Annotated in this window: 30 protein-coding genes; 22 read left to right on the top strand and 8 right to left on the bottom strand. The window is 65.5% G+C overall.

The window, feature by feature from the left end; genetic code table 11:
- The first annotated feature begins 47 nt into the window (after positions 1-47).
- Positions 48-935, top strand: coding sequence for a phosphonate ABC transporter, permease protein PhnE (gene phnE, locus ABIA40_RS27195; protein WP_271539820.1), 888 nt, complete (start codon positions 48-50; stop codon positions 933-935).
- Positions 932-1,786, top strand: coding sequence for a phosphonate ABC transporter, permease protein PhnE (gene phnE / locus ABIA40_RS27190; RefSeq protein WP_157283297.1), 855 nt, complete (start codon positions 932-934; stop codon positions 1,784-1,786). Before phnE (ABIA40_RS27195) ends, phnE (ABIA40_RS27190) begins: the two co-directional genes overlap by 4 nt.
- 137 nt (positions 1,787-1,923) lie before the next feature.
- Here phnE (ABIA40_RS27190) and phnF read toward each other — a convergent pair whose 3' ends face one another.
- The gene (gene phnF / locus ABIA40_RS27185) at positions 1,924-2,655 is read right to left on the bottom strand and encodes a phosphonate metabolism transcriptional regulator PhnF (protein ID WP_404544196.1); all 732 of its coding nucleotides are present in this window, start codon (positions 2,653-2,655) and stop codon (positions 1,924-1,926) included.
- Between the two features lie 118 nt (positions 2,656-2,773).
- Between phnF and phnG the strand changes: the two genes are divergently transcribed.
- The 9 genes from phnG to ABIA40_RS27140 are packed head-to-tail and all read left to right on the top strand — an operon-like array spanning position 2,774 to position 9,769.
- On the top strand, positions 2,774-3,238 hold the full coding sequence (gene phnG / locus ABIA40_RS27180; protein ID WP_404544194.1) for a phosphonate C-P lyase system protein PhnG: 465 nt from the start codon (positions 2,774-2,776) through the stop codon (positions 3,236-3,238).
- 4 nt (positions 3,239-3,242) lie between these two features.
- A complete protein-coding gene (gene phnH / locus ABIA40_RS27175) occupies positions 3,243-3,851 on the top strand; it encodes a phosphonate C-P lyase system protein PhnH (protein ID WP_404544192.1) in 609 nt (202 codons plus the stop codon).
- Between the two features lie 4 nt (positions 3,852-3,855).
- The gene (locus ABIA40_RS27170) at positions 3,856-4,971 is read left to right on the top strand and encodes a carbon-phosphorus lyase complex subunit PhnI (RefSeq protein ID WP_404544190.1); all 1,116 of its coding nucleotides are present in this window, start codon (positions 3,856-3,858) and stop codon (positions 4,969-4,971) included.
- Entirely contained in the window at positions 4,968-5,864 is an 897-nt protein-coding gene (locus tag ABIA40_RS27165) for an alpha-D-ribose 1-methylphosphonate 5-phosphate C-P-lyase PhnJ (RefSeq protein WP_404544188.1), read from the top strand. The genes ABIA40_RS27170 and ABIA40_RS27165 overlap by 4 nt, the downstream gene beginning before the upstream one ends.
- Positions 5,857-6,654, top strand: a complete 798-nt coding sequence (gene phnK, locus ABIA40_RS27160) for a phosphonate C-P lyase system protein PhnK (protein ID WP_404544186.1) — start codon at positions 5,857-5,859, stop codon at positions 6,652-6,654. Before ABIA40_RS27165 ends, phnK begins: the two co-directional genes overlap by 8 nt.
- A 22-nt stretch (positions 6,655-6,676) precedes the next feature.
- Positions 6,677-7,375: a phosphonate C-P lyase system protein PhnL gene (gene phnL / locus ABIA40_RS27155; RefSeq protein WP_404544184.1), complete on the top strand. Its 699-nt coding sequence runs from the start codon at positions 6,677-6,679 to the stop codon at positions 7,373-7,375.
- Positions 7,376-7,387: 12 nt separating this feature from the next.
- Positions 7,388-8,536 (top strand): alpha-D-ribose 1-methylphosphonate 5-triphosphate diphosphatase, encoded by a 1,149-nt coding sequence (locus ABIA40_RS27150; protein WP_128264913.1) that lies wholly within the window; start codon positions 7,388-7,390, stop codon positions 8,534-8,536.
- Positions 8,533-9,129: a phosphonate metabolism protein/1,5-bisphosphokinase (PRPP-forming) PhnN gene (gene phnN, locus ABIA40_RS27145; RefSeq protein WP_404544182.1), complete on the top strand. Its 597-nt coding sequence runs from the start codon at positions 8,533-8,535 to the stop codon at positions 9,127-9,129. The genes ABIA40_RS27150 and phnN overlap by 4 nt, the downstream gene beginning before the upstream one ends.
- Before the next feature lie 28 nt (positions 9,130-9,157).
- Positions 9,158-9,769, top strand: coding sequence for a pyridoxamine 5'-phosphate oxidase family protein (locus ABIA40_RS27140; RefSeq protein WP_404544180.1), 612 nt, complete (start codon positions 9,158-9,160; stop codon positions 9,767-9,769).
- A gap of 58 nt (positions 9,770-9,827) precedes the next feature.
- Here ABIA40_RS27140 and ABIA40_RS27135 read toward each other — a convergent pair whose 3' ends face one another.
- Positions 9,828-10,559, bottom strand: coding sequence for an SDR family NAD(P)-dependent oxidoreductase (locus ABIA40_RS27135; protein WP_275507936.1), 732 nt, complete (start codon positions 10,557-10,559; stop codon positions 9,828-9,830).
- 385 nt (positions 10,560-10,944) lie between these two features.
- Between ABIA40_RS27135 and ABIA40_RS27130 the strand changes: the two genes are divergently transcribed.
- Together ABIA40_RS27130 and ABIA40_RS27125 are read left to right on the top strand one after the other, a co-directional pair.
- Entirely contained in the window at positions 10,945-11,193 is a 249-nt protein-coding gene (locus ABIA40_RS27130) for a hypothetical protein (protein ID WP_404544177.1), read from the top strand.
- Positions 11,190-12,143, top strand: a complete 954-nt coding sequence (locus ABIA40_RS27125; protein WP_404544175.1) for an aliphatic sulfonate ABC transporter substrate-binding protein — start codon at positions 11,190-11,192, stop codon at positions 12,141-12,143. Before ABIA40_RS27130 ends, ABIA40_RS27125 begins: the two co-directional genes overlap by 4 nt.
- Positions 12,144-12,157: 14 nt before the next feature.
- Here the strand turns inward: ABIA40_RS27125 and ABIA40_RS27120 are convergent, their stop codons facing one another.
- The 4 genes from ABIA40_RS27120 to ABIA40_RS27105 all read right to left on the bottom strand — a co-directional run bounded on the left by ABIA40_RS27120 (position 12,158) and on the right by ABIA40_RS27105 (position 15,812).
- The gene (locus ABIA40_RS27120) at positions 12,158-12,661 is read right to left on the bottom strand and encodes a DUF6496 domain-containing protein (RefSeq protein WP_157283283.1); all 504 of its coding nucleotides are present in this window, start codon (positions 12,659-12,661) and stop codon (positions 12,158-12,160) included.
- A 67-nt stretch (positions 12,662-12,728) separates the two neighbouring features.
- Positions 12,729-13,511, bottom strand: a complete 783-nt coding sequence (locus tag ABIA40_RS27115; protein WP_404544173.1) for an alpha/beta fold hydrolase — start codon at positions 13,509-13,511, stop codon at positions 12,729-12,731.
- 4 nt (positions 13,512-13,515) lie between these two features.
- Positions 13,516-14,811: an O-acetylhomoserine aminocarboxypropyltransferase gene (locus ABIA40_RS27110; protein WP_128264909.1), complete on the bottom strand. Its 1,296-nt coding sequence runs from the start codon at positions 14,809-14,811 to the stop codon at positions 13,516-13,518.
- A gap of 191 nt (positions 14,812-15,002) precedes the next feature.
- The gene (locus tag ABIA40_RS27105; RefSeq protein WP_404544170.1) at positions 15,003-15,812 is read right to left on the bottom strand and encodes an IclR family transcriptional regulator; all 810 of its coding nucleotides are present in this window, start codon (positions 15,810-15,812) and stop codon (positions 15,003-15,005) included.
- A 131-nt stretch (positions 15,813-15,943) separates the two neighbouring features.
- Between ABIA40_RS27105 and ABIA40_RS27100 the strand changes: the two genes are divergently transcribed.
- The 6 genes from ABIA40_RS27100 to ABIA40_RS27075 are packed head-to-tail and all read left to right on the top strand — an operon-like array spanning position 15,944 to position 20,558.
- On the top strand, positions 15,944-16,909 hold the full coding sequence (locus ABIA40_RS27100; protein ID WP_225189545.1) for a tripartite tricarboxylate transporter substrate binding protein: 966 nt from the start codon (positions 15,944-15,946) through the stop codon (positions 16,907-16,909).
- Between the two features lie 3 nt (positions 16,910-16,912).
- A complete protein-coding gene (locus tag ABIA40_RS27095; RefSeq protein WP_404544167.1) occupies positions 16,913-17,530 on the top strand; it encodes a flavin reductase family protein in 618 nt (205 codons plus the stop codon).
- Between the two features lie 52 nt (positions 17,531-17,582).
- On the top strand, positions 17,583-18,443 hold the full coding sequence (locus ABIA40_RS27090; protein WP_404544165.1) for a fumarylacetoacetate hydrolase family protein: 861 nt from the start codon (positions 17,583-17,585) through the stop codon (positions 18,441-18,443).
- Between the two features lie 3 nt (positions 18,444-18,446).
- Positions 18,447-19,250, top strand: a complete 804-nt coding sequence (gene hpaH / locus ABIA40_RS27085) for a 2-oxo-hept-4-ene-1,7-dioate hydratase (RefSeq protein WP_271539275.1) — start codon at positions 18,447-18,449, stop codon at positions 19,248-19,250.
- Between the two features lie 24 nt (positions 19,251-19,274).
- Positions 19,275-19,670 (top strand): RidA family protein, encoded by a 396-nt coding sequence (locus ABIA40_RS27080; protein ID WP_404544161.1) that lies wholly within the window; start codon positions 19,275-19,277, stop codon positions 19,668-19,670.
- Positions 19,671-19,682: 12 nt separating this feature from the next.
- Positions 19,683-20,558 carry an amidohydrolase family protein gene (locus tag ABIA40_RS27075; RefSeq protein WP_404544158.1) on the top strand — a complete coding sequence of 292 codons (876 nt, stop codon included), beginning with the start codon at positions 19,683-19,685 and terminating at the stop codon, positions 20,556-20,558.
- 73 nt (positions 20,559-20,631) lie between these two features.
- Here the strand turns inward: ABIA40_RS27075 and ABIA40_RS27070 are convergent, their stop codons facing one another.
- Together ABIA40_RS27070 and ABIA40_RS27065 are read right to left on the bottom strand one after the other, a co-directional pair.
- Entirely contained in the window at positions 20,632-21,354 is a 723-nt protein-coding gene (locus ABIA40_RS27070) for an autoinducer binding domain-containing protein (RefSeq protein ID WP_404544156.1), read from the bottom strand.
- A 120-nt stretch (positions 21,355-21,474) separates the two neighbouring features.
- Entirely contained in the window at positions 21,475-22,482 is a 1,008-nt protein-coding gene (locus ABIA40_RS27065) for an LLM class flavin-dependent oxidoreductase (protein WP_404544153.1), read from the bottom strand.
- 271 nt (positions 22,483-22,753) lie between these two features.
- Between ABIA40_RS27065 and ABIA40_RS27060 the strand changes: the two genes are divergently transcribed.
- From ABIA40_RS27060 to ABIA40_RS27050, 3 genes are all read left to right on the top strand, one after another.
- Positions 22,754-23,257, top strand: a complete 504-nt coding sequence (locus ABIA40_RS27060) for a Twin-arginine translocation pathway signal (protein ID WP_404544151.1) — start codon at positions 22,754-22,756, stop codon at positions 23,255-23,257.
- A gap of 13 nt (positions 23,258-23,270) precedes the next feature.
- The gene (locus ABIA40_RS27055; protein ID WP_404544149.1) at positions 23,271-23,909 is read left to right on the top strand and encodes a ferric reductase-like transmembrane domain-containing protein; all 639 of its coding nucleotides are present in this window, start codon (positions 23,271-23,273) and stop codon (positions 23,907-23,909) included.
- Between the two features lie 99 nt (positions 23,910-24,008).
- Positions 24,009-24,797, top strand: a complete 789-nt coding sequence (locus ABIA40_RS27050) for a class I SAM-dependent methyltransferase (RefSeq protein ID WP_404544147.1) — start codon at positions 24,009-24,011, stop codon at positions 24,795-24,797.
- Positions 24,798-25,044 lie beyond the last annotated feature (247 nt).

Below are 25,044 nucleotides of genomic sequence, written 5' to 3'. Positions count from 1 at the left end.
AGACGGGCAGATCGCACGATCTGGCCGTCGGCTCTTCCGAACATCCCATGCGAACAGCAGTTCCCGAATTCCCGGAAGCCAGGCTGCGTGAGCTTGCCGATCGCTATGCGGCTGCAATTGCCGCCAAGCGCCGGCGCGTATGGCTCGGTGCCGCCGTCCTGATCGCCGTTGCTATTGCCGCGGGCTGGATGGGCGAGGTCAGTCTTGGAAATTTTGTCGAGAACTTCTGGCGCTTCCCGGCCTATTTCGTCAGCATCGCACCCAAATTTTCGTTCGCGACCGCATGGAGCGATTTGGCGGACTGGCTGTGGGGGTTGCCGCGCTGGACACGGCTTCTCGGGGATACGTTGCTGATCGCATATATGGGCACCCTCTCGGGTGCGCTGTGCGGTTTCGCACTTTGCTTCCTCGCCTCGGCCAATCTCGTGAAATCAGGAACGACTGTTTTCGTCACCCGGCGCGTCCTGGAATTTTTCAGGACCGTGCCGGAGATCGTGTTTGCCCTGATCTTCGTGCTGGCCTTTGGTCTCGGGCCGCTGCCGGGCGTTCTGGCCATTGCAATCCATACCGCCGGAGCGTTGGGCAAGCAGTTCGCCGAGGTTGTCGAGAACATCGACAGCAAGCCGGTCGAAGGGGTGGCGGCAAGCGGGGGCAGTTGGGTTCAGGTTGTTCGGTTCGGCGCGTTGCCTCAAGTCCTTTCGAACTTCGTGAGCTATGCCTTGCTCAGGTTCGAGATCAACGTGCGTGGCGCTGCCGTGATGGGCTTCGTCGGCGCCGGCGGGATCGGCCAGGATCTGATCGAGGCGGTTCGCAAGTTCTACTTCACCGACGTCAGCGCCATCCTGTTGCTCATCGTCCTTACCGTCATGTTGATCGACTTCCTGACGGAACGGTTGCGACACCGCCTGCTCGGGCTGGAGGGAAGCACCCGATGAGCTCCTTCAGTTTTGAAAACCGGGCCGGCATTGCCGAACGGTATCCCGACGTCTTCCGGACCGATTGGTGGCAGCGGGGAAGGATCGCAATACTCGTCGGCGGGGCGGTCGGGCTGTTCCTGTTCGGGATCGTCCAGCTCGATATTCCCTTTAACCGGCTCTCCCAAGGCATGGTCAGGCTGGGCGAATTCGTCCAGCTCATGTTGCCGCCCAATCCGGGTTCTTGGGCGGAGGTTCTGAAATATCTGCATGCGCTCGGAGAGACGGTGTCGATCGCGTTTCTCGGCACGCTGGGCGGCGCGCTGCTCGCGCTGCCGGTATCCCTGCTGGCGGCGCGCAACGTGGTTGCAAGCCGGATCATCCGCGTATTGACGCGTCGTGGCCTCGATACCATCCGTGGAGTCGATACCTTGATCTGGGCACTGATCTGGGTCGGTGTCGTGGGGCTGGGGCCGTTTGCCGGCATCCTGGCCGTGATCTGCAGCGATTTCGGAACGTTCGGCAAGCTGTTCTCGGAAGCGATCGAGGTCGCCGACAAGAACCCCGCGGAAGGCGTTCGGTCATCGGGCGGCAACCATTTCCACAGCGTCCGGTTCGGATTGCTGCCGCAGGTATTCCCGGTCTTGCTGAGCCAGGTGCTCTACTATTTCGAGTCGAACACGCGATCGGCGACGATCATCGGAATCGTTGGCGCTGGCGGCATTGGCCTTCAGCTTGCCGAACAGATCCGGGTGCTGGAATGGCAGAAGGTATCGTTTCTGATCCTGCTGATCCTGATAACGGTATCGTCGATCGACTGGATTTCCGGCAAGCTGCGCTTCGCGATTATCGGCAAGCGGACGGTCGCCTAACGTCGTGCTGGAGCCTTATCCATTCCGATTGAATCGGAACGGAACTCTGGCTTCTTGTTTTGACGCGTTTTCTCGACGCACACCGTTTCCACGTCGGATCAAGTCCGAGGGCATGCTTCGCTGGAAAACGCTCTGATCTAACCGTTCTCCACCAAGAACTCCACACGTTCTGCCGCAAAGCGCGAGTGCTTCGTCACCAGCGGCTTGCCCGTGAGATCATGGTCGGTGGCGTCGACCACCAGGATCGGCCGCCCCAGCGCCAGATCGAGCCGTGCGGCGTCGCTCGCATCGACAATCCCTGCGGTGATCCTCGTTGCGCCACGGCGATAGTCGCGGACGCCGAAATGCTCCAGCAGCTTCGTCATCGAGCGCGTCGCCGCGAACACGGCGCCTGCATCCGGGAACAGGTCAGCCGAGAGCCAGGTGGTAGAAACACAGATCGGCGTGCGGTCGGCGAGGCGAATCGCTTCGATCCGCACCAGGGGTGCGCCGGTCCTTAATCCCAGCTCCCGTGCGAGCTCGCGCGTTGCGACGTCGTTGGTCGCCTCGATCAGCCGGCCGTGCGGCTCGCGGCCATCGGCGCCGACGATCTCGGAGAAGCGCGTGCGCGAGCGCAGGGGATAAGCGAGCTTCTGGGCCTCGACATAGGTTCCGCTGCCGCGCTCGGCGCGCACCAGGCCGCGCTCGGCAAGCGCTGCCAGCGCGCGCCGCACGGTGTGGCGGTTGACGCGATAGGTCTCGGCGATCTCCATCTCGCCCGGCAATTTGTCGCCGGCCGCAAAGCGGCCGTCGGCGATGCCGCGCTCGATGCCATCGGCCACGAGGCGCCATAGCGCGACGCCCGACGAGGCTGTGTCCTGCATGCTCATGTCGCGGGAAACCTACTCCAGAAATCACAGCATTGTCACGAAACAGTCATGGCGCGTCCGTATGAAGTTGTCTATTATCATAGACAACTTCGGCGCGGCAAGTTCTGTAGAAGGTTCGATGGACCAGGTGACCCAGCACAACGACCAGCAAGCCCAGCGCAAGGCCGCAATGGCGGTGCTGGCGCACGCGGAGGCGGGCGAGATCGCCGCTCGCCTCCGCAACTTGGCCCTCCCGGACCATCAGGATCTGCGCACGCCCGAGAACGGCCTCGTCATGCTGCGCGGCCGGGTCGGCGGCGATGGTGCGCCGTTCAATCTCGGCGAAGCGACGGTGTCGCGCGCCGCGGTGCGGCTTGCGAGCGGCGAGGTCGGGTTCGGCTACACGCTCGGCCGCGACGGTGAGAAGGCGCGTCTGATCGCGCTGTGCGATGCGCTGGTGCAGTCCCGCGATTTCGGCGGAGCGGTGGAGCGCGAAATTATCGCGCCGTTGCGCGAGCAGCTCATGGTCAGTCGCAAGCAGGCGGCGGCAGCGGCCGCCGCGACGAAGGTTGATTTCTACACCATGGTGCGCGGTGAGGGGTGAGATCATGACCACGATTGCGGAGCTGCCGCCGGGTTTCGCCGACAAGGTGCTGTCGGCGCAATCGACCTTTCGCTCGGTCATGGACGCCATGGCGCGGCCGGGCTCGGTCCAGCGCATCGTGCCGATGGCGGGCGCGCCTGATACGATGATGCGCGGCACCGCCGCGATCGCGCTGACGCTGTTCGACCACGACACGCCGCTCTGGCTCGACGCACGGATGGCGGAAAGCGCGGACGTGACGAAGTGGCTCAAGTTCCACACTGGCGCGCCGGTTGTGCAGGATTCGTCGGTCGCTTCGTTCGCGCTCATCAGTGACGGCGGCGCCTTGCCCTCGTTCGAATCCTTCGCGCTCGGCACCAGCGAGTATCCGGACCGCTCGACCACGGTGATCATCCAGGTCGACAGCCTCGCCGCCGGGCGCAGCTTTGAGCTGCGCGGCCCCGGCATCGACGGAGTCGCCACGCTGCAGGCGTCGATCAAGCCTTTCGACCTGTTCGAGCGCCTGCAGATGAACGAAGCGCTGTTTCCGCGCGGCATAGATGTGGTGCTGGTCGCCGATGACGCCGTGGTCGCGATCCCCCGCACCACGCGAATCGTGAGCAAGGGAAGCTAGAAGCATGTATGTCGCAGTCAAAGGCGGCGAACGCGCCATCGAGAACGCCCATCGCCTGCTCGCGCATAAGCGGCGCGGCGACCAGAGCGTTGCGGAAATCTCGCTCGATCAGATCTCGGAGCAGCTTGGCCTCGCTGTCGATCGCGTCATGAGCGAAGGCTCGCTCTATGACCGCGAGCTCGCGTCGCTTGCGATCAAGCAGGCCCGCGGCGATTTGATCGAGGCGATCTTCCTGGTGCGCGCCTTCCGCGCCACGCTGCCGCGTTTCGGCGTCAGCGAGCCCGTCGACACCGGCGCCATGCGGGTGCAGCGGCGGGTGTCGGCGACCTTCAAGGACATTCCCGGCGGCCAGATCCTGGGGCCGACCTTCGACTACACGCACCGCCTGCTCGATCCATCGCTCGCCCAAGGTTTTGTGCCAGAGAGGCCGGCTGCGGCCGAAGCCTCCACCGCGCCGACGCCGCGCGTGACAGACATTCTCGGGCGCGACGGGCTGATCGAATCATCGCCGGAAGCTGAGGACGGCGCCAGCGTCGGCGATCTCACCCGCGAGCCGCTGAATTTCCCCGCGGACCGTGATTTGCGCCTGCAGAACCTTGCGCGCGGTGACGAAGGCTTTCTGCTCGCGATGGGCTATTCCACCCAGCGCGGCTACGGCCGCAACCATCCCTTCGTCGGCGAGATCCGCTTCGGCGAGGTCGAGGTCGAATTCCTCGCGGAAGACGTCGGCTTTGCCGTGCCGCTCGGCGCGATCGAGCTCACGGAGTGCCAGATGGTCAACCAGTTCAAGGGCTCGGCGACGGAAGCGCCGTGCTTCACCCGCGGCTATGGCCTCGCCTTCGGCCAGAGCGAGCGCAAGACCATGTCGATGGCGCTGGTCGATCGCGCATTGCGCGCCCGTGAGCTCGGCGAGGAGGCGCTGGCCCCGGCGCAGGACGAGGAATTCGTGATGTCGCATTCGGACAATGTCCAGGCGACCGGCTTCGTCGAGCACCTGAAGCTGCCGCACTATGTCGATTTCCAATCCGAGCTCGGCCTCTTGCGCAAGCTGCGCCAGGAGTTCTCCGAAGCGTTCGCCGACGCCAATACCCAAGATGCCATGAAGGAGGCCGCGGAATGAACGCGCCGGCCTACAATTTCGCCTATCTCGACGAGCAGACCAAGCGGATGATCCGCCGCGCGATCCTGAAGGCGATCGCCATTCCCGGCTATCAGGTGCCGTTCGCCAGCCGCGAGATGCCGATGCCCTATGGCTGGGGCACCGGCGGCGTGCAGGTCACGGCCGCGATCCTCGGTCCCGCCGACGTGCTGAAGGTGATCGACCAGGGCTCCGACGACACCACCAATGCGATCTCGATCCGCAAGTTCTTCGCCAAGACCGCCGGCGTTGCGACGACGACGGCGACGGAGGATGCCACGGTGATCCAGACCCGCCATCGCATCCCGGAGACGGCGCTGCGTGCCAACCAGGTCCTGGTCTATCAGGTGCCGATCCCCGAGCCCCTGCGCTTCCTCGAGCCGCGCGAGACCGAGACGCGGCGCATGCACGCGCTGGCCGAATACGGCCTGATGCATGTGAAGCTCTACGAAGACATCGCCCGCTTCGGCCATATCGCCACCGCCTACGCCTATCCGGTGAAGGTCAACGCGCGCTATGTGATGGATCCGTCGCCGACGCCGAAATTCGACAATCCCAAGATGGACAATTGCCCGGCGCTGCAATTGTTCGGCGCCGGCCGCGAGAAGCGCATCTACGCGATCCCGCCCTATACGCAGGTGGTGTCGCTCGATTTCGAGGACCACCCGTTCGAGCCCTACCGCTTCAACGCCCCTTGCGCGCTCTGTGGCGCGGAGAATTCCTATCTCGACGAGATCGTCACCGACGACAAGGGCGGGCGCATGTTCGTGTGCTCGGATACCGATTATTGCGAGGGCCGCCAGGCTGCCGGCCATCACGGCAGCCTCAGTGCCGCGCCGTACAAGGAGAAGGCGCAGGAGGCCGCGAATGGCTGATCAGAATTTGATCGAGAACGACGAGCCGCTGCTGGTCGCAAAATCCCTCAGCAAGTCGTTCGGCCGCATCAATGCCTGCCGCGACGTCTCGTTCTCGCTCTATCCCGGCGAGGTGCTGGCGATCGTCGGCGAATCCGGCTCGGGCAAGTCGACGCTGCTGCAAATGCTGTCGGGCCAGCTCGCGCCGAGCGCGGGGCACGTCTCCTACCGGATTCGTGACGGCGTCACCCGCGATCTCACGACGCTGGGCGAGGCCGAACGGCGCTTCCTGTTCCGCACCGATTGGGGATTCGTGCATCAGGATCCCGCGCAGGGGCTGCGCATGGCGGTGTCGGCCGGCGCCAATGTCGGCGAGCGGCTGATGGCGGTGGGGTGGAATCACTACGGCCGCATCCGTGAGACCGCGTCGGATTGGCTGACACGCGTCGAGATCGACGTCGCGCGCATCGACGATGCGCCGCGCACCTATTCCGGCGGCATGCGCCAGCGCCTCCAGATCGCCCGCAACCTCGTCACCGAGCCGCGGCTCGTGTTCATGGACGAGCCGACCGGCGGCCTTGACGTGTCGGTGCAGGCGCGCCTGCTCGATCTCCTGCGCAGCCTCGTCGCCGAGCTGAACCTCGCCGTCGTCATCGTCACCCACGATCTCGCGGTGGCGCGCCTCTTGTCGCACCGCGTGATGGTGATGAAAGGCGGCCGCGTCATCGAGACCGGTCTCACCGATCAGGTTCTCGACGATCCGCGCGAGCCCTATACCCAGCTGCTGGTCTCCTCGATCCTGCCGCCATGATCTTTACAACATGAGCCCTCCGATGCCCGCCATGATCGACATTGCCGATGCGCAAAAGACCTTCACGATGCACCTGCAGGGCGGCATCGAGCTGCCGGTGGTGCGCGGCGTGACCTTCCACGTCAATCCCGGCGAGTGCGTGGTGCTGTCGGGTCCGTCGGGCGCCGGCAAATCGTCGATCCTGAAGATGATCTTCGGCAATTACCGCTGCGACAGCGGCCGCATCGGCATCCGCCATCGCGGCGCCGTGGTCGATCTTGCCACCGCCGAGCCGCGGCAGGTGCTCAACATCCGCCGCTCCACCATCGGCTATGTCAGCCAGTTCTTGCGGGCCGTGCCGCGGGTTGCGACCATCGACGTCGTGGCGGAGCCGTTGATCGTGAACGGGATGAGCCGGACTGAGGCACAGGCGCGCGCCGGCGAGCTGCTGCGCCGCCTCAACATTCCCGAGCGGCTCTGGCAGCTGCCGCCCGCGACCTTCTCCGGCGGCGAGCAGCAACGCGTGAACATCGCCCGCGGCTTCATCTCGGATCTGCCGATCCTGCTGCTGGACGAACCGACCGCCTCGCTCGATGCAGCCAATCGCGCCGTGGTGGTGGAGCTGGTCGCTGAAAAGAAACGTCAGGGCGTCGCCATGGTCGCCATTGTCCATGACGACGAAATCCGTCATTTGATTGCCGACCGCATCGTCGACGTCACCGGCTTTGCCGCCGCGGCCTGAAGGAATGGGGAAATGAAGAAGGAATCCGTGATCGCCAACGCCAGGATCGTGCTGGCTGACCGGGTGATCGAGCAGGGCTGGCTCGCGCTTGCCGACGGCCGCATTGCGGAGATCGGCGAGGGGACTGCGCCCGCGGGTGCCGAGGATGCCGGCGGCGATCTGATCATGCCCGGCCTGATCGAGCTCCACACCGACCATCTCGAGGCGCATTACGTGCCGCGGCCAAAAGTGTTCTGGAATCCGGTCGCCGCCGTCATCTCCTATGACGGCCAGCTTGCGACCTCGGGCATCACCACCGTGTTCGATTCGCTCCGGGTCTGGCGCGAGGACGGCGCCGAGGAGGTCGATGGCCGCGCCGGCGTGCTCGCCGCCGCGATCACCACCGCGCGCGAGGCCAACCTGCTGCGCGCCGATCACTTCCTGCATCTGCGCTGCGAGATCCCGATGCCGAGCGTGGTCGAGGAGGCCAAGGAGCTGATCGACCGTCCCGACGTCAAGCTGATGTCGCTGATGGACCACACGCCGGGCCAGCGCCAGTTCCGCGACGAGGTCAAGCTGCGCGACTATTACCGCGGCAAGGGCGGCGGCAAGACCGATGCCGAGCTCGACGAGCTGTTCGCAAAGCGCTTCGAGTATCAGAGGCTCTATGCCGCGGCCAACATGCGCGAGATCGTGGCGCTGGCGCATGAGTACAACATTCCGCTGGCGAGCCACGACGACACCACCGAGGAGAACGTCGCGGACGCCGTGCGTGACCGCGTCTCGGTCGCGGAATTCCCGACCACGCTGGAGGCCGCGCGCGGCCTGCACCAGGCCGGCATCGACATCCTGATGGGCGCGCCGAACGTAGTGCGCGGCGGCTCGCACTCCGGCAACATCGCGGCGGTCGATCTCGCCCGCGAAGGCCTGCTCGACATCCTGTCGTCGGATTACATTCCGTCGAGCCTTTTGATGGCCGCGTTGCAATTGCCCGAGCATGTGCCCGCGATCAGCCTTCCTGCCGCGGTCCGCACCGTGACGAAAGCGCCCGCCGAAGCGGTCGGCCTCACCGACCGCGGCGAGGTCGCGACCGGCAAGCGCGCCGATCTGATCCGCGTCCATGTCGCAGGCCACGTTCCCGTGGTCCGCAGCGTCTGGCGCGAAGGACACCGCGTCGCATGAGCGAGATGGCGACCACGGGCGAAGGCGAGACGGGTGCGATCGGCTCCGGCCGGCTCGTGCTCGTGGTCGGCCCCAGCGGCGCCGGCAAGGACACGCTGTTGCGGCTGGCGCAGGCCGCCTGCAGCGAGGACCCCGACATCGTCTTCCCGCGCCGCATCGTGACGCGGGCGTCCTCGGCCGATGAAGACAATATCGCGGTCAGCCCCGACGAATTCCGCCGTGCGTGCGAGCACGGCGACTTTGCCGTGCACTGGGAGGCGCATGGGCATTCCTATGCGCTGCCGCTCGAGATCAACGACGACATCCGCGCCGGCCGCACCATCGTCGTCAACGTCTCACGCACCGTGATCGCCGCCTTGCGCCAGGCCTATGCCAACGTCGTGGTGGTCGCGATCACGGCGCCGCCGGACGTATTGGCGCAGCGGCTTGCTGCGCGCGCCCGGACAAGCGATGGCAGCATCGCCGAGCGGCTGTCGCGCAGCGTCGATGATGCGTCGGCGCACGCGGACGTCACCATCGTCAATGCCGGCAGCGCGGACTACCACGGCCGCCAGCTGGGACGCGTGATCAGGAATGAAGGCTGGCAAGACTAGTTGCTGGCAACAGCAAGGAGAGAGTGGAATGACGGTGATTGAAACGGTCGAGCAGCTGGAGGCCATCTACGGCGTCACGAACGATGCCTCGACCGTCAAAGTTGCCGACCACGTCACCCCGCTCTACAGCATCTTCATCGAGAAGGCGCCGTTCGCCGCGCTCGCCACCATCGGACCCGAGGGCATCGACTGCTCGCCGCGCGGCGATCTGCCCGGCTTCGTCCGTATCCACGATTCCAAGACGCTGATGTTGCCGGACCGCCGCGGCAACAACCGGGTTGATTCCTTGCGGAACATCGTGCGCGACCCCAGGGTGTCGCTGATGTTCCTGATCCCGGGCTCGGGCAATGCGGTGCGGGCGAACGGCCGCGCGCATCTCTCCATCGATCCGGAGCTGCTCGCCTCGTTCAAGGTCGAAGGCAAGGCGCCGCGCAGCGTCATGGTGATGAACGTGGACGAGATCTACTTCCAATGCGCCCGCGCCATCGTCCGCTCCGACCTCTGGAATCTCGACAAGCGCGTCGATCCGAAAACGCTGCCGACTCCGGGACAGATCCTTGCGGAGATGAGTGACAACAAGGTCGGTGGCGCGGAGTACGATCGCGCTTGGCCCGAACGGGCGGCGGCGACGATGTGGTGAGCAGGTGCGCTCTCTCGTCTCCCTCTCCCCGCAAGCGGGGAGAGGTAAGAGCCATCACTCAATTAAACGCCATCCCGCCGCTCAGCGCGATGGTCTGTCCGGTCATGTAGGCGTTGTCGACCAGCAGCATCACGGCCTTCGCCACCTCGTCCGCCGTGCCGAAGCGGCCGAGCGGGATGCGGGTGACGAGCTGGGGCTGGCTGCTCATCATGTCGGTCTCGATCAGCGAGGGCGCCACCGCGTTGACGGTGATGCCGTCCTTCACCAGCCGCGCCGCATAGCCTCGCGTCAGGCCTTCCAGGCCGGCCTTCGATGCATTGTAGTGCGGGCCGATCGAGCCGGCACCGCGCGCGGCGCCTGAGGAGATGTTGACGATGCGGCCCCATGTCCGCGCGCGCATCGACGGCAGCACCGCCTGCGTGCACAGGAAAGCGGATTTCAGGTTGACCAGGATGGTGCGGTCGAAATCGTCCTCGGTGAGATCGTCGACGCCGCGCGTGATGGCGATACCGGCATTGTTGACGAGGATGTCGATCGGCCCGAGCCCGGCCGTGACGCGCTCGACCATTCCGGCCACGGCCTCGGCTTGCGAGACGTCGGCGGCAACGACGATGGCGCGGCCGCCCTGCTTGCCGATCTCGCCCGCCAGCTGCTCGGCCTGGCCGATTCTCTCGCGGCAGTTGATCGCCACCGACGCGCCTGCTTCGGCCAACGCACGACAGACAGCGGCGCCGATTCCGCGCGAGCCGCCGGTGACGAGCGCCGTGCGCCCCTTCAGAGTATCCGCCATGCCTGGAACCTCCCATATCATTGGCCTTGGGAGCGTATCACGCCCGCTGCTTGCGCGTGTTGAACTCATCGCGAGATGAATCCGTCTGTCAGTGCTTGCAGCGGGAGAAGCGCCCGAGCGCGCGCGCCGTAAATTTGGATAGCCATTTCATTGACCAATCGTGCCGATCGCTCGATATTCGAGACATCGAAACTGCTCCTCGAGCCTGAAGCCGCACTATGAAAACCGATCACCAGCGCAATCAGAACGACATGCATGCGTGCATGACGCGGCGCTGTTTCTCGGCGGCGACGGGCGCCTGTTGTTGTTGCTGACCGTCTCCTAGCAGCACCTCACATCGGAAATCCAAAGACAGGAACGCCGAACTTCCGGCGAATGAGCAGTCATGTCCCAGACCCAGTCGAACGCCTACATCATCGAGATCCAGGACCGCGCCGCCGGCATCATCACGCGCGATGAGCGCGGCTTCCGCTTTTTCTCCTCCGAGCGCCTGTTCGACAGCCTCGAAGGCCGCCAGTTCCGTTCGGCCCGCGAGGCCGAGCGCGCCGCCCGTGCCGTCTTCTCCGAGCGGAGCGGCCGCGCGAGCTCGCAACTCTTTCCCCAACTGATCCAATCGAAAGGACCCGCGTCATGATCACCCGACGACACATTCTGGCAACGACGCTGTTGCTTGCGACGGCCCTGGCTGCGCCCGCGCACGCCGAGGACAAGCCGGCGGAAATCCGCATCGGCACGCAGAAGGGCGGCTTCTTCCCGGCGGTGCGGCAGCGCCAGACGCTGGAGAACGCCTTCAGGCCGCTCGGCATCGAGATCAAGTGGATCGACTTCCAGTTCGGTCCGCCGCTGCTGGAGGCCATCAATGTCGGCAGCGTCGATTTCGGCTATGTCGGCGACTCCCCGCCGATCTTCGCGCAGGCCGGCGGCGCCAAGATCCGCTACGTCGCTGCGGTGAAATCGGAAGGCAACACCCAGGCGATCATCGTGCCGAAGGATTCGGCCATCAAGACGCTCGCTGATCTCAAGGGCAAACGCGTCGCCTTCGGCAAGGGATCCAGCGCGCATAATCTATTGGTCGCCGCGCTCGAAAAGGCCGGCCTATCCTGGTCCGACATCACGCCGGCGCCGCTCGCACCTGCCGATGCGACCGCCGCCTTCATCAAGGGTTCGGTCGATGCCTGGTCGATCTGGGATCCCTATCTCGCGCTCGCCGAGCTGAAGGAGAAGGCGCGGGTCATCGCTTTCGACAAGGACGTGCACAAGCCGAATGCGTTCTACGTCGCTAACACGGATTTCGTTGATAAATATCCTTCGCTGGTGGCGAAGCTCAACAGCACCTTCGCCTCCGAAGGCGTCTGGGCCAACGAACACCACGAGGACGTCGCCAAAGCGCAGGCGGACGCAACCGGCGTCGACATCGAGGCCGTCAGGCGCTTCGTGGGTCGCTCAAACTTCCGCGTGGTGCCGCTGGATGCCGAGATCATCGCAAGCCAGCAGGCGGTCGCCGACCGTTTCGCAAAGCTCGGCCTGATCCCGAAGCCCGTCAACGTCTCCGGCATCGTCTGGAAATGGAATCCAGGCTCCTGAGCCGGCGCGACTGATCAGCTCCGGCGGCGCGCGCGGGTGCGCGCCGCCTTCTTGGCGGCGGCGGAGCGCACCTTGGCGCCCTTGGTCTGGCTCGCTTTCCGCGCGGCGGCCGAGCGGGACGCTGCGGGTCGGCGGCTTGCGGCTCGCTTGGCCTGTTTCGATAGCGCACTGCGCGATGCGGTCGATCGCGGTTCCTTCTTCAGAGCGTTCGTGGCGGCGCGCGATACTTTCGGCCTCCGCTTCGGCGTGCGTTTGCCCTGGCCGACCTCGTAAGCGTACTTGGCACTGCGCCGCGTCGCCTTCGTAGTGCGCCCTTTGCGCGGTGGCGGCAGATCGACACCGGCGCGACGCGCTTCGGAGAGGCCGATCGCGATGGCCTGCTTGGTCGAGCGCGCGCCGTGCTTGCCCTTGCGAATCTTGTCGATCTGGTCCTTGACGAATTCGCCGGCCTGCGTGCTGGCCGACTTGCCGGCGCGCTTGTCTTGCCTCGCTTTGCGAATGACTTCCTGTCTCGGCATGGTCCAGTTCCCTTCTTGAGTGAGAGGGATGTCTGACCGCAACGCGCAAGACGGAAGATTGATCCGCTTAGTTCCTCAGCGCCGCCAGCAACTCGTCCGGCCGCTCGGCCATGATCATGTGGCCGGCACCGGGCACCACGACGGTCCTTGCATGCGGGATCGCGGCGGCGAGCGCCTTGCCGGCCTTCGCCGGCGTCATCATGTCCCGCTCGCCGAGGACCAGCGTCGTCGGCACCTTCACGGTCGCCGCAGCGGCAAGCGCATTCGTATAGGCGTTGCAGGCCGACAGATCCCTGAACAGCACGCCTGGCTCGCATGCCCTGAGCACCGCCTGCGCGCCGCCATGCATCCACAGGCCCGGCGCCAGGCTGCCGCCGAGCTCCGCGTTGAACCCGAGGCCCCAGATCGAGACCATGTCGTTGGCATCCTGCGAGTTGGCTTCGGCGGCTTTCCACAGATCCGGCCCCACCGTCATGGTCGCGGCGGTGCCGATCAGGCTCAGCGCTGACACCTTGTCGGGATGTCGCGCGGCGGTCTCCAGCGAGATCAGCGAGCCCATGGAGTGACCGATCAGATGCGCTTTTGCGGCGCCCGCCGCATCGAGCAGCGCCGCCGTCCAGTCGGCCATCTCGGCGATGCTGCCGAGCGAAGGCCCAGTAGAGCGGCCGTGGCCGGGCAGGTCGGGCGCCAGCACGGCAAAGCCATGATGGGCGAACCAGCGCGTGTGCAGCGCCCAGGTCGAATGGTCGAAGCCGGCGCCGTGGATGAAGACGACCGCGGGCAGGGATTTGTCGAAGTCGCGGCCGCCGGTTGCGACAAACACATCGGCGCCGTTGACGGAAAGCTTCATGGTGTCAGGCCTTTTGCGAGATGCGCAGCGCTTGGTTGAGGTCGTCGATGATATCGCTTGCGGTCTCGATGCCGACCGAGAGCCGCACCAGCTCCTCGCCGATGCCGGCCGCCTTGAGCTGCTCGGCATCCATCTGCTGATGCGTGGTCGAGGCCGGATGGATCACCAGCGTCTTGGCGTCGCCGACATTGGCGAGATGGCTGATCATGCGCAAGCTCTCGATGAACTTGCGTCCGGCAGGCCGCCCGCCCTTGATGCCGAAGGAGACGATCGAGCCGGCGCCGCGCGGCAGCAGCGTCTTTGCGAGCTGGTAGTCCGTATGGTCCTCGAGCGACGGGTGCAGCACCCAGTCCACGGCCTTGTTGGACTTCAGCGCTTCCAGCACCAGATGCGTGTTCTGCATATGCCGGTCCATGCGCACGCCGAGCGTCTCGACGCCCTGGAGCAGCTGGAACGCGTTGGTCGGCGACAGGCAGGCGCCGAAATCGCGCAAGCCCTCCGTGCGCGCGCGCATGATGAAGGCGGCGGTGCCGAACTGCTCGTCGAAGACGATGCCGTGATAGCCGCCATAGGGCTCGGTCAACACGCCGAACTTGCCGGAGGAGCGCCAGTCGAAGCGGCCGCCGTCGACGATGGCGCCGCCGATCGCGATGCCGTGGCCGCCGATCCATTTGGTCGCCGAATGCATCACGATGTCGGCACCGAGCTCGATCGGGCGGCTGAGATAGGGCGTGGCGAAGGTGTTGTCGATCAGAAGCGGAATCTTGGCCTCATGCGCGATCGCCGCAACCTTCGGGATGTCGAGTACCTCGAGGCCAGGGTTGCCGATGGTCTCGCCGATCACGAGCTTCGTGTTCGGCTTGATCGCTGTGCGGAACGCGTCGAGATCGCGCGGCTTGACGAAGGTGGTGGTGATGCCGAAGCGCGGCAGCGTGTGCGCCAAGAGGTTGATGGTGCCGCCGTAGAGCGAGCTCGATGCCACGATGTGGTCGCCGGCATTGAGCAGCGTGGCGATGGCCAGATGCAGCGCCGCCTGGCCGCTCGCCGTGCAGATCGCGCCGACGCCGCCTTCCAGCGCCGCAAGCCGCTCCTCCAGCACGCCGGTGGTCGGATTGGAGATGCGCGTATAGATGTGGCCGGCGCGCTCCAGATTGAACAGCGCGGCGGCGTGATCGGAATCCTGGAACACGTAGGACGTGGTCTGGTAGATCGGCACCGCCCGGGCGCCGGTCGTGGGATCCGGATGCTGGCCCGCATGCAGGCTCAGGGTCTCGAAGGCAGGCGGTTTCGGCGCGGGCATGCGTGGCCTCGTTGGTCGGTCGGCGATGGCGCGTTGTGCCATAAAACGGAGCGGTACGTCAGCCCATTGACAGCCCACACAAGAGGTCGTCATGCCCGGGCTTGTCCCGGGCATCCACGTCCTTCGTGCCGCTGGAAGGCGTGGATGGCCGGGACAAGCCCGGCCATGACGCCGTCGCAGGCTATCGTGCACTAGCCAAGATTGCCGCGAATAGCCTGCTCGATCATCCGCGCCTCGCGCAGCAGGATCTCCGCGACCTCCTGCTCGCGCCTTGGCCCGAGCCGCGTGCGAACGGCGGAGACGGTCATCGCTGCAGCCGGTTGCCCGTCCGGCGTCTTGATCCAGGTCGAGATCGATTTCGTCCCCTGCACCAGGCCGATCTCTCTCATGCCGTATCCCAGCCGCCTGGCGGCGGTGACCTGGCCGAGCACGGTCGCGACGTCGGTCCGGTAGGCCTCGAACCGCTTCTCGTTCGCCGCGACGATCTTGCGCGCCTCCTGCGCCGGCATCGCGGCGAGGATGGCAACGCCGGCGCTGGAGACGCCGAGCGGCCGGCGCGCGCCGACCTCGATCGACAGCACCTGGATCGGATAGACCCCGATCCGGCGATCGACGCACAGCGTGTCGTTGCCGGTGCGCACCGTCAGGAACAGCGTGTCGCCGATCGCGGCGGACGCGCGCTGCAGCGACGGATTTGCGGCGACCAGGAGCCGCGAGGGCCGGGGACGCGCCAGCGCCAGTTCCGGTACCTGGTTGCCGATCGCGTAGCGGCCGCTCCTGCCGTGCCGCTCGACGATGCCTTCCTCAATCAGCACGTGGATGATGCGATGCACGGTGGGGCGGGTGAGGCCCGTGGTGCGGACCACCTCGGCCAATGGCACACCGTCCTCGCGTCCTGCGGCCAGGATGCGCAGCACCGCGAGTGCGCGCCGGATCGCCTGCGCGCCCTCTCGCGGTTCCACGGCGCTGCGAGCCGATTTCGTTACGCGCCTCTTGTCCATAATATGGACAAGAACGCCACAATTCCCTCGACAGGGCAAGCACGCATCTGGAGATTGCGCTCCGATCGGGATGCCATGCACGACGTCATCTGCACCCGATATGGAATTTGAAGCGCCGCCGGGAGGTTAACATGAGATTAATCTGGATTGCCATCGCTGCAGCAGCCGCAATGTTGGCGGGACCCGCCTCCGGCCAGCAATGGCCGGCGCGCAACGTCAAGCTGATCGTGCCCTATCCCGCCGGCGGCAATGTCGACAGCGCCGCGCGCATCGTCGCCGACAAGCTCCAGGAAAAGCTCGGCCAACCCTTCGTCATCGAGAACAAGGCAGGTGCCGGCGGCATGATCGCGGGCGAAGCCTTCGCGAAGTCGGCGCCCGACGGCTACACCCTGTTCGTCGGCGCCAACGGCCCGGTGCTGTTCGCGACCGAGATCAACAAGCGCGACGCCTATAATTGGAAGAAAGACTTCCTCCCGATCTCGACGATTTCGATGACGCCGCTGGTGCTCGAGGTTCATCCCTCGGTGCAGGCGACCACGCTCAAGGAGTTTCTCGACCTCGCCAAGCGCGAGCCCGGCAAGCTGACCATGGCCTCGCCCGGCCCCGGTACCACGAACCACCTGCTCAGCGAGCTGATGCAGTCCAGCCTCGAGCTGCAATGGGTCACGGCGCATTATCGCGGCAATGCGCCGGCCATCAACGATCTCCTGGGCGGTCAGGTGCAGTTCGCCTTCGACCAGCTCACGGTCAGCCTCCAGCACATCAAGGCCGGCCTGTTCCGCGCGCTCGCCGTCACCTCACCGCATCGATTGAAGTCGCTGCCCGACGTGCCGACCTTCGCCGAGCTCGGCTACAAGGATTTCGACGGCCAGACCTTCACCGGCCTGTTCGCGCCCGCTGGCACGCCTGCGCCCATCGTCGAGAAGCTGCACGAGACGCTGGTCGCGATTCTCAAGGACCCCGCCGTGGTCGACAAGTTCGAAAAGCTCGGCGGCGAAGCCACGCCGATGACGCCGGCCGAATTCAGGGCCTATCTCGAGCGCGAGGACGCCAAGTGGATTCCGGTGGTGCGCAAGGCCAATATCAGGGCGGATTGATCGATGCGGATCGATCCGACCGAGCTCGGCGCCGAGCGCATCTACCGCCTGATGACCGGCATCGTGGTGCCGCGCCCGATCGCCTGGGTGACGAGCCTGTCAGCTACGGGCGTGCTCAATCTCGCTCCGTTCAGCGCCTTCACCTTCGTCTCGCAGAAGCCGCCGATGCTCGCCATCAGCGTCGGCCGCAAGGGCGACGACTACAAGGACACCGCGCACAACATCCTCGACACCGGGGAATATGTGATCCACATCGCGGATACGCCGCTGATGAATGCCGTGCACGACAGCTCGGTCGAGCATCCGCCTGAAATCAGCGAGGTGGAGCATCTCGGCCTGGAGACGCTCGCGAGCGAGCGCATCAAGGTGCCGCGGCTTGCCGCCGCGCCGGTCGCGATGGAGTGCCGTTTCCGGCAGTGCCTCGAATTCGGTGACGCCAAGAGCCGGCTCATCGTCGGCGAGGTCGTGCTGTTCCATTTGCGCGACGGTCTCGTCAACGACGGCAAGGTCGAGACCAGGGCGCTCGACCCGATCGCGCGCATCGGTGGCCCGCGCTACGCCCGCCTCGGCGAGATCGTGACGCTGGGCAGCGTGTTCCAGACTCCCAAGTCGAAAGACTGAGCGTGCGGGCCTCATCGCCGGCCGCCGCCCCAAGATCATCGGAGGACATACAATGCGACTGCTGAGCTATCTGCTGGACGGCGAGACGCGCTATGGCGCGGCCGTGGACGGCGGCGTGGTCGATCTGACCAGGCGCATCGGCCGCGACTATTCGGATGTGAAGGCGCTGATCGCGGCCAATGCACTCGCCGAAGCGCAGGAGGCCATCGCGGGCCAGAAGCCCGATTACACGCTGGACAAGCTCGTCCTGTTGCCGCCGGTGCTGGCGCCGGAGAAGCTCTGGTGCATCGGCGTCAACTACGCCGAGCGCAACGCGGAGTATAAAGACAATTCGGACCTGCCCAAATATCCCAGCCTGTTCGTGCGCAGCATGTCCTCGATGACGGGCTCCGGTCAGCCGATCGAGAAGCCCAAGGTGTCCGATCAGCTCGATTACGAAGGCGAGCTCGTCATCGTGATCGGGCAGGGCGGCCGCCACATTCCGCGCGAAAGAGCGTGGTCGCACATCTTCGGCATGACCTTGTGCAATGAGGGCACGATCCGCGACTGGCTGCGCCACGGCAAGTTCAACGTCACGCAGGGCAAGAACTTCGATCGCTCCGGCAGCATCGGCCCGTGGATCGTCACCGCCGACGAGCTAGACCCGCGCGGGCCGCACGACATCATGACGCGCGTCAACGGCGAGCTGCGCCAGCAGGACACCACCGAGCGGCTGATGTTCCCGTTCGACTTCCTGATCTCCTATCTCTCGACCTTCGCGACCCTCAAGCCCGGCGACATGATCGTGACAGGCACGCCGACCGGCGCGGGTGCGCGGTTCGATCCGCCACGCTGGCTGAGGGACGGCGACGTCGTCGAGGTCGAGTCCAGTCGCATCGGCGTGCTGCGCAACACCGTGGCGGCGGAGCAGTAAACGATGCTGGATTCCGCCACGATCGAACGCCTCGCCGCGCGCCTCGACGAAGCCGAGCGCACGAAATCGCTGATCCCGATGTTCACCAAGGACTATCCGGAGTTCAGCATCGAGGATGCCTACGCGGTCCAGCGCGCCTGGACGAAACTCCAGCTCGGCCGCGGCCGCATCATCAAGGGTCACAAGATCGGCCTGACCTCGAAGGCGATGCAGAACGCGGTCGGCATCAACGAGCCCGACTACGGCGTGCTGTTCGCCGACATGTTTTACGCCGATGCCACGCCTGTTCCGTTCGACCGCTTCCACGCGCCGCGGATCGAGGTCGAGCTCGCCTTCGTGCTGAAGGCGCCGCTGCGCGGGCCCGACTGCACCATTTTCGATGTGCTCAACGCCACCGACTACGTCACGCCCGCGCTGGAGATTCTGGAGACGCGCATGCACCGCGTCGACCCCGAGACCGGCAAGACGCGCAAGGTGATGGACACGATCTCGGACAACGCGGCCAATGCCGCGCTGGTGCTCGGTGGCCGGCCGATCCGCCCGATGGATGCGGACCTGCGCTGGATCGGCGCATTGCTGTTCCGCAACGGCGAGGTCGAGGAAACCGGCCTTGCCGCCGGCGTGCTCAATCATCCCGCCAACGGCATCGCCTGGCTCGCCAACCGCCTCGCGCCGCATGACGAGCATCTCAAAGCCGGCGAGGTCGTGCTGGCGGGATCGTTCACGCGGCCCGTCGACATCCGTCGCGGCGACACTTTCCATGCCGATTACGGCGCCTTCGGCTCGGTGTCGTGCCAGTTCGTCTGAAGCAACAATAACAGGGAGCGCACCATGAGTGGTCAAACGCGGCGCAGGAGCATCCATATCGGCGGCTTCAAGCACGTCAACCCGATTCCGAACGCCTGCCGCATCGGTAATCTCGTGATGTCGGGCGTCATCCTCGGCCGCGATCCCGCGACCAATGCGATGCCTGAAAGCCTGGATGCCCAATGCGCCAACATGTTCGCGCATATGAAGGCGACGGTGGAGGCCGCCGGCGGCTCGACCTCCGACATCATCAAGATGACGGTGTGGCTGAAGGACCGCGGTAATCGCGGCCCTCTCAATGTCGAATGGCTGAAAATGTTTCCGGACGAGCATTCGCGCCCCGCGCGCCACGCGCTGCCGATGGACAACATGGAGGGCGGCGCACTGGTAAGTTGCGATTTCACCGCCGTGATCGACTGAGGGAGCGCTCGCATGCCGACCTATTTGCCGTTCGACCCCAACCCGCGCCGCCCGATCAAGGCGCCGCCGCCGAAGTCCATCGACAGCCAGTTCCACGTGCTGGGGCCGATCGAGAAATATCCTGAGCGTCCCGGCGCCGCCTATCGGATGCCGACGGCGACCTGGGAAGCGGCGCTGCGCATGCACAAGACGCTCGGCATCGAGCGCGGCATCATCGTGCAGACCACGACCTACGGCGCGGACCATACCGTCGTGCTCGACGGCCTTGCCGCGATGGGCCCGAACTATCGCGGCTGCGCCAATGCGCTGGTGTTCGCGGAAGCGAACGACGCCTATCTCGCCAAGCTGCATGACGCCGGCGTGCGCGGCGCGCGCTTCAGCTTCCGCCAGGAGCTCGGCGCCGTGCTGTCGGACGCCGATTTCGCCCGCGCCATCGCCCGCATCCGCGAACTCGGCTGGTACGTCAAGATCCAGCCGGAGAAGGACGGCATCATGTCGAGCGTCGCCAAATACGAGAATCTCGACGTGCCCGTGCTGATCGATCACATGGCGCGGCCCGCCCCCGAGGCCGGCAAGAACGATCCGAACCTGCGCAAGATGCTGGAGCTGCTCGCCAAGGGCAATTTCTGGGTCATGCTCTCGCTCGGCGAGAAGACCTCGAAGGCCGGTCCTCCTTACGACGACGTGATCCCGATCGCGCGCGCCTATATCGAGGCGGCTCCCGACCGCTGCGTCTGGGCCAGCGACTGGCCGCATCCGGTCTCGGTGAAGCGGCCGCCGAACGATGCCGATCTGCTCGAGCTGATGTACCGCTACGCGCCCGACCAGGCGGAGCTGGAGAAGATCCTGGTGCACAATCCGGCCAAGCTGTTCGGCTTTCCGGACTAAAGCATGATCCGGACAAGTGCGGTGCGGTTTTCCGAAAAGATCATGCGCAAATAACGACCCGCAGCACGACGGCTCAGGGCGAGATCATCCGGTCGCGCATGGCGATCATCACGGCCTGCGTGCGGGTGGTCGCGCCGAGCTTCTTGCAGCAGCTCTTGACGTGCGCCTTCACGGTGCGCGGCGTGATCGCCAGGGCGTCGGCGATGTCTTCGGTGGATCGTCCGATTGCGGCCAGAGTCAGCACCTCGCACTCTCGCAGAGACAGCGCGACTGTTCGTGCCTCGGGCTGGCCGCGCAGTGTCAGCGCCCGGTCGAAGGCATAAAGCGCCATGAGATGGAGAGCCGCCAAATCACGCTCCGGCAGGTCGATCGCGCGGCCGCCGAAGAATACATGACCGATGCGGTTGGCGGGTGAAGCGATCGGGACCATCACGCCGTCGTTCAGCCCGAAGTCGCGGGCGCGGCGCACCAGTTCGACCGCGCGCGGCTCCCGGATCGGATCGAACGGCGCGTCCTTGAACCACCTGAACGGGCGCAGTGTCGTCTTGCAGTAGCGCAGCGCCGGATCGTCCCAGACGAACTGCTCGGTGGAATACATGTCCAGAAAGCCGGGCGGCAGCCGATGGGCGAGAATGGCCTCGCGCGGGGCTTCGGTCGAGAGCGGCGCGATATAGGCGCAACAGAACTGGTCGGCGCCGTACTGGCCGAGCATGCGTCCCATTGCGTCCAGGACACTCGCGGCGTCGGAAAGTTCTTGCACCGTCTCGATGAACTCGAATGCGCGGCTGCGGATCATATCTATCGTCGATCCTCCGATCAGGCCTTGAGGGATCGGCGCTGCGCTACCCTTCGATATCCCGAGTTTAGGACAGCATTGCGGAGCCGGCAATCGCACGCTGTTCCAGGCGGAGCCGGTTCAGGGGTTGGGCGATGCCGCCAGTCGCTCTCGCACCTCCGCCGCGATCTCGAACGAGCGCAGCCGCGCCGTGTGGTCGTAGATCTGCCCCGTCGTCATCAGTTCGTCCGCGCCCGTCTCGGCGATCAGCGCTTTCAGCTTCGCTTCGACGACATCGGGCGAGCCGACCGCCGTGCATGACAGCGCCTGCGCAACGCTGGCCTTCTCCGCCGGCGACCACAGCGCGTCCATGTCGTCCACTGGCGGCGGCAGCGGCCCCGGCGTGCCACGGCGCAAATTGATGAACTGCTGCTGCAGCGAGGAGAACATTCGCTGCGCCTCTTCATTGCTGTCGGCCGCGAACACGTTGACGCCGATCATCGCATAGGGCTTGTCGAGCTGCGCCGATGGCTCGAACCGCGCCCGATATTCGCGCAGCGCCGGCATCATCATCTGCGGCGCGAAGTGCGAGGCGAACGCGAAGGGCAGGCCGAGCATCGCCGCCAGCTGCGCGCCAAAGGTGCTCGATCCCAAAATCCAAAGCGGCACCTTGGTGCCCATGCCCGGCACCGCGCGGATCGCCTGGTTCGGCTGCACGTCGCCGAGCAGCGCCTGCAGCTCCAGCACGTCATGAGGAAAATTCTCGGACGTGGTGGCGAGATCGCGGCGCAGCGCCCGCGCGGTGAACTGGTCGGTGCCCGGCGCCCGGCCGAGCCCGAGATCGATCCGCCCGGGATAGAGCGATTCCAGCGTACCGAACTGCTCGGCGATGACCAGCGGCGAGTGGTTCGGCAGCATGATCCCGCCGGAGCCGACGCGGATCGATTTCGTTCCGCCTGCGACATGTCCGATCACCACCGATGTCGCCGCGCTCGCGATACCGGTCATGTTGTGATGCTCGGCGAGCCAGAACCGCTTGAAGCCCCACATCTCCGCATGCCGGGCCAGATCGAGCGAATTGCGGAACGCCTGCGCCGCATCGCCGCCCTGGCGAATGGGTGCGAGGTCGAGCACGGAGAAGGGGATCATGGGTAAGGTCCGGCGGGAGAGCTGCGCGGTTACATGTAGTGTCGGTGCGTAGGATCGGTAGAGCACTTGCGAAACCCATCGTCTTTGCGACCGAACGAGCCCGATGGGTTTCGCTTCGCTCTACCCGTCCTACGAAGCTGCTCAGGCGGTCCGCGCCTTCGTTCACAACACTGTTATTGCGACCCCTGGCGCCCCTCGCGCCAACTGGGCGTTTTGCACATGATATTGTAGCTTGCGGGAAGCGGCTGCGCTGCTGCCAGGAGGAACTGACATGACCACGGTCGTATTCACCCGCCGCAACCTCCTCGCGGCCGGCGGCTCGGTCCTCGCAACCGGGCTTCTGGCAACCGGCGCTTCCGGTCTCCTGCTGCCCGCCCGTGCGTCGGGCCTTGCGCCGACCGAGTCGATGTCGGGCGGCGCGAACAATTACCGCAAGGGCGCGGCGATCGTCGAGCGGATCGGCAAGGGCGGTTTCTGGATGAGCGGCACCGTGCGCCGCGCCGGCGACGGGGCTCCGCTGGCCGGGCAACGCATCCAGATCTGGGCGCACACCGTCGAAGGGCGGGAGCACGAGCCGCAGAGCCACGGCGCAACGCTCACCGACAAGGACGGCAAGTTCCGGCTGGAGATGCCGCAGATCATTCCGATCTTCGGCCAGCCGCACGGCCACCTCGCCTATGACAGCGGCGAGTTCAAGACCGTCTTCCTGCGGCCGGTGATGCGGAGCGCCAAGGAGACCAGCCTCGAGGCGCACTTCGTGCTGCAGCCGGCTTGAACCCCACTTGCAGATGACGCGATGGAGATCGGCCCGGGCGCCCCTGATCTGGGTCGCCCTTGGCGTGGCGATCGGTGTGCCGATTGCGCTTGCTGCAGCCAGCGAGCAGCTGGCATGGCGTGATCCTGTCTACATTATCGCCGGCTTCGCCGGTATCATCGCCCTCGGTCTCGTGCTCGTGCAGCCCTTGCTGATCGGCGGCTACCTGCCGCGATTGTCGGCCTATCGCGGCAGGCGCGCCCATCACTGGATCGGGGGCGCGCTTGTTCTGGCCATTCTGATCCATGTCGCCGGCCTCTGGATCACCAGCCCGCCCGACATGGTCGACGCACTGACCTTCTCATCGCCGACGCCGTTCTCTCCCTTCGGCGTGACCGCGATGTGGGCCATCTTCGCGGTTGCATTCCTGGCTCTGCTGCGAAGGCGGTTGGGATTGCGGCCGCGAACCTGGCGCATCATCCATATTCCCCTCGCCATCGTCATCGTCGCAGGCAGCGTGGTCCATTGCCTGCTGATCGAGGGGACGATGGAGACAATCTCGAAGGCGGCGCTCTGTGCGCTCGTCCTCGCGGCGACGGTGAAAGTCATGATTGACCTGCAGGTGTGGCGGAAGCGAAAGACGCCGCGCGGGGAGAATGTCGCGCGGCAATAATCCGGCGGATCAGGTCAGTTCCAGGACTTCCCCAGTCCCATCTCTTGTGCGCAGAATGGCGCGCGCCAAGCATCGTCATCGGGCCGGGAGGATCTCGACATGGCAGAGCAGACCATTCGCTTCGACGATGGTGCCGCCTACGAGCAGATGATGGGAATCTGGAGCCGGTTCGCCGGCGAGATATTCCTTGATTGGCTGGCGCCTCCTGCAGGCTTGCGTTGGATCGACATCGGCTGCGGCAACGGCGCCTTCACTGAACTCCTGGTCGAGCGCTGCAGCCCCGCCGAGGTCCAGGGCATTGACCCCTCGGCCGAGCAGCTTGCTTTTGCGCGCACGCGACCTGCGGCGCGCGTGGCAAAGTTTCACCAGGGCGATGCGATGGCACTTGCTTTCGCCGACGCCAGCTTCGATGCGGCTGTGATGGCGTTGGTTCTGGTGTTCGTTCCGGATCCCGCCAGGGGCGTCAGCGAAATGGTGCGGGTCGTTGTCCCCGGCGGTGCGGTCATGACGTATATGTGGGACATGTTGGGTGGCGGCTTTCCGCTCGACCCGATCTATGACGAGATGAAGGCAATGGGCATTCCGGCAACGCGCCCGCCACGGATGGACGCCTCTCGCATGGAAGCGTTGCGGGACCTGTGGCGAGGAGCAGGTCTCGAGGACGTGCAAACGCGAGAGATTACGGTGCAACGAACGTTTTCAGATTTCGATGACTTCTGGGCAATCAGTCTGAAGTCCCCCGCGCTCCGGCCTTCCGTTGCCGCCATGAGGCCCGCAGACGTCGAGACCCTCATCGCGCGGGTGCGTGCAAGCCTGCCGGCGCATGCGGACGGTCGCATCACCTGCGCTGCGCGCGCGCACGCGATCAGGGGCCACCGGCCCCAATAGCTCGCACTGTGCGGCCCGTAGGATGGATAGAGCACTTGCGAAACCCATCATCTTCGCCACCGCACGAGTCTGATGGGTTTCGCTGCGCGCGGCAGTGGTCCAGAGTCGAGAGGTGAAATTTCTCGCCGCGTCATTGCGAGGAGCCCTTGCGACGAAGCAATCCAGACTGTTTCCGCGGACACATTCGTGGATTGCTTCGCTACGCTCGCAATGACGGAACCTGGCTGCACCGCTTAGCTTGCCGCAG

It is taken from the genome of Bradyrhizobium sp. USDA 223, from assembly GCF_044909005.1.
GTDB classification, from domain to species: domain Bacteria; phylum Pseudomonadota; class Alphaproteobacteria; order Rhizobiales; family Xanthobacteraceae; genus Bradyrhizobium; species Bradyrhizobium yuanmingense.
The sequence above is the reverse complement of the archived record's forward strand: the minus strand, read 5'-3'. Positions and strand labels throughout refer to the sequence as shown.

Bases quoted from the DNA above. Each gene is read 5' to 3' on its own strand.
- phnG (WP_404544194.1), top strand. From the start codon at position 2,774: ATGGACCAGGTGACCCAGCACAACGACCAGCAAGCCCAGCGCAAGGCC.
- ABIA40_RS27170 (WP_404544190.1), top strand. From the start codon at position 3,856: ATGTATGTCGCAGTCAAAGGCGGCGAACGCGCCATCGAGAACGCCCAT.
- phnE (WP_271539820.1), top strand. From the start codon at position 48: ATGCGAACAGCAGTTCCCGAATTCCCGGAAGCCAGGCTGCGTGAGCTT.
- ABIA40_RS27135 (WP_275507936.1), bottom strand. From the start codon at position 10,559: ATGGCGGATACTCTGAAGGGGCGCACGGCGCTCGTCACCGGCGGCTCG.
- phnH (WP_404544192.1), top strand. From the start codon at position 3,243: ATGACCACGATTGCGGAGCTGCCGCCGGGTTTCGCCGACAAGGTGCTG.
- ABIA40_RS27050 (WP_404544147.1), top strand. From the start codon at position 24,009: ATGGCAGAGCAGACCATTCGCTTCGACGATGGTGCCGCCTACGAGCAG.
- ABIA40_RS27070 (WP_404544156.1), bottom strand. From the start codon at position 21,354: ATGATCCGCAGCCGCGCATTCGAGTTCATCGAGACGGTGCAAGAACTT.
- ABIA40_RS27060 (WP_404544151.1), top strand. From the start codon at position 22,754: ATGACCACGGTCGTATTCACCCGCCGCAACCTCCTCGCGGCCGGCGGC.
- ABIA40_RS27095 (WP_404544167.1), top strand. From the start codon at position 16,913: ATGCGGATCGATCCGACCGAGCTCGGCGCCGAGCGCATCTACCGCCTG.
- hpaH (WP_271539275.1), top strand. From the start codon at position 18,447: ATGCTGGATTCCGCCACGATCGAACGCCTCGCCGCGCGCCTCGACGAA.
- ABIA40_RS27075 (WP_404544158.1), top strand. From the start codon at position 19,683: ATGCCGACCTATTTGCCGTTCGACCCCAACCCGCGCCGCCCGATCAAG.
- ABIA40_RS27115 (WP_404544173.1), bottom strand. From the start codon at position 13,511: ATGAAGCTTTCCGTCAACGGCGCCGATGTGTTTGTCGCAACCGGCGGC.
- ABIA40_RS27090 (WP_404544165.1), top strand. From the start codon at position 17,583: ATGCGACTGCTGAGCTATCTGCTGGACGGCGAGACGCGCTATGGCGCG.
- phnK (WP_404544186.1), top strand. From the start codon at position 5,857: ATGGCTGATCAGAATTTGATCGAGAACGACGAGCCGCTGCTGGTCGCA.
- ABIA40_RS27105 (WP_404544170.1), bottom strand. From the start codon at position 15,812: ATGGACAAGAGGCGCGTAACGAAATCGGCTCGCAGCGCCGTGGAACCG.
- ABIA40_RS27055 (WP_404544149.1), top strand. From the start codon at position 23,271: ATGACGCGATGGAGATCGGCCCGGGCGCCCCTGATCTGGGTCGCCCTT.
- ABIA40_RS27165 (WP_404544188.1), top strand. From the start codon at position 4,968: ATGAACGCGCCGGCCTACAATTTCGCCTATCTCGACGAGCAGACCAAG.
- phnN (WP_404544182.1), top strand. From the start codon at position 8,533: ATGAGCGAGATGGCGACCACGGGCGAAGGCGAGACGGGTGCGATCGGC.
- phnE (WP_157283297.1), top strand. From the start codon at position 932: ATGAGCTCCTTCAGTTTTGAAAACCGGGCCGGCATTGCCGAACGGTAT.
- ABIA40_RS27140 (WP_404544180.1), top strand. From the start codon at position 9,158: ATGACGGTGATTGAAACGGTCGAGCAGCTGGAGGCCATCTACGGCGTC.
- phnF (WP_404544196.1), bottom strand. From the start codon at position 2,655: ATGAGCATGCAGGACACAGCCTCGTCGGGCGTCGCGCTATGGCGCCTC.
- ABIA40_RS27150 (WP_128264913.1), top strand. From the start codon at position 7,388: ATGAAGAAGGAATCCGTGATCGCCAACGCCAGGATCGTGCTGGCTGAC.
- ABIA40_RS27110 (WP_128264909.1), bottom strand. From the start codon at position 14,811: ATGCCCGCGCCGAAACCGCCTGCCTTCGAGACCCTGAGCCTGCATGCG.
- ABIA40_RS27065 (WP_404544153.1), bottom strand. From the start codon at position 22,482: ATGATCCCCTTCTCCGTGCTCGACCTCGCACCCATTCGCCAGGGCGGC.
- ABIA40_RS27130 (WP_404544177.1), top strand. From the start codon at position 10,945: ATGTCCCAGACCCAGTCGAACGCCTACATCATCGAGATCCAGGACCGC.
- ABIA40_RS27080 (WP_404544161.1), top strand. From the start codon at position 19,275: ATGAGTGGTCAAACGCGGCGCAGGAGCATCCATATCGGCGGCTTCAAG.
- ABIA40_RS27120 (WP_157283283.1), bottom strand. From the start codon at position 12,661: ATGCCGAGACAGGAAGTCATTCGCAAAGCGAGGCAAGACAAGCGCGCC.
- phnL (WP_404544184.1), top strand. From the start codon at position 6,677: ATGCCCGCCATGATCGACATTGCCGATGCGCAAAAGACCTTCACGATG.
- ABIA40_RS27100 (WP_225189545.1), top strand. From the start codon at position 15,944: ATGAGATTAATCTGGATTGCCATCGCTGCAGCAGCCGCAATGTTGGCG.
- ABIA40_RS27125 (WP_404544175.1), top strand. From the start codon at position 11,190: ATGATCACCCGACGACACATTCTGGCAACGACGCTGTTGCTTGCGACG.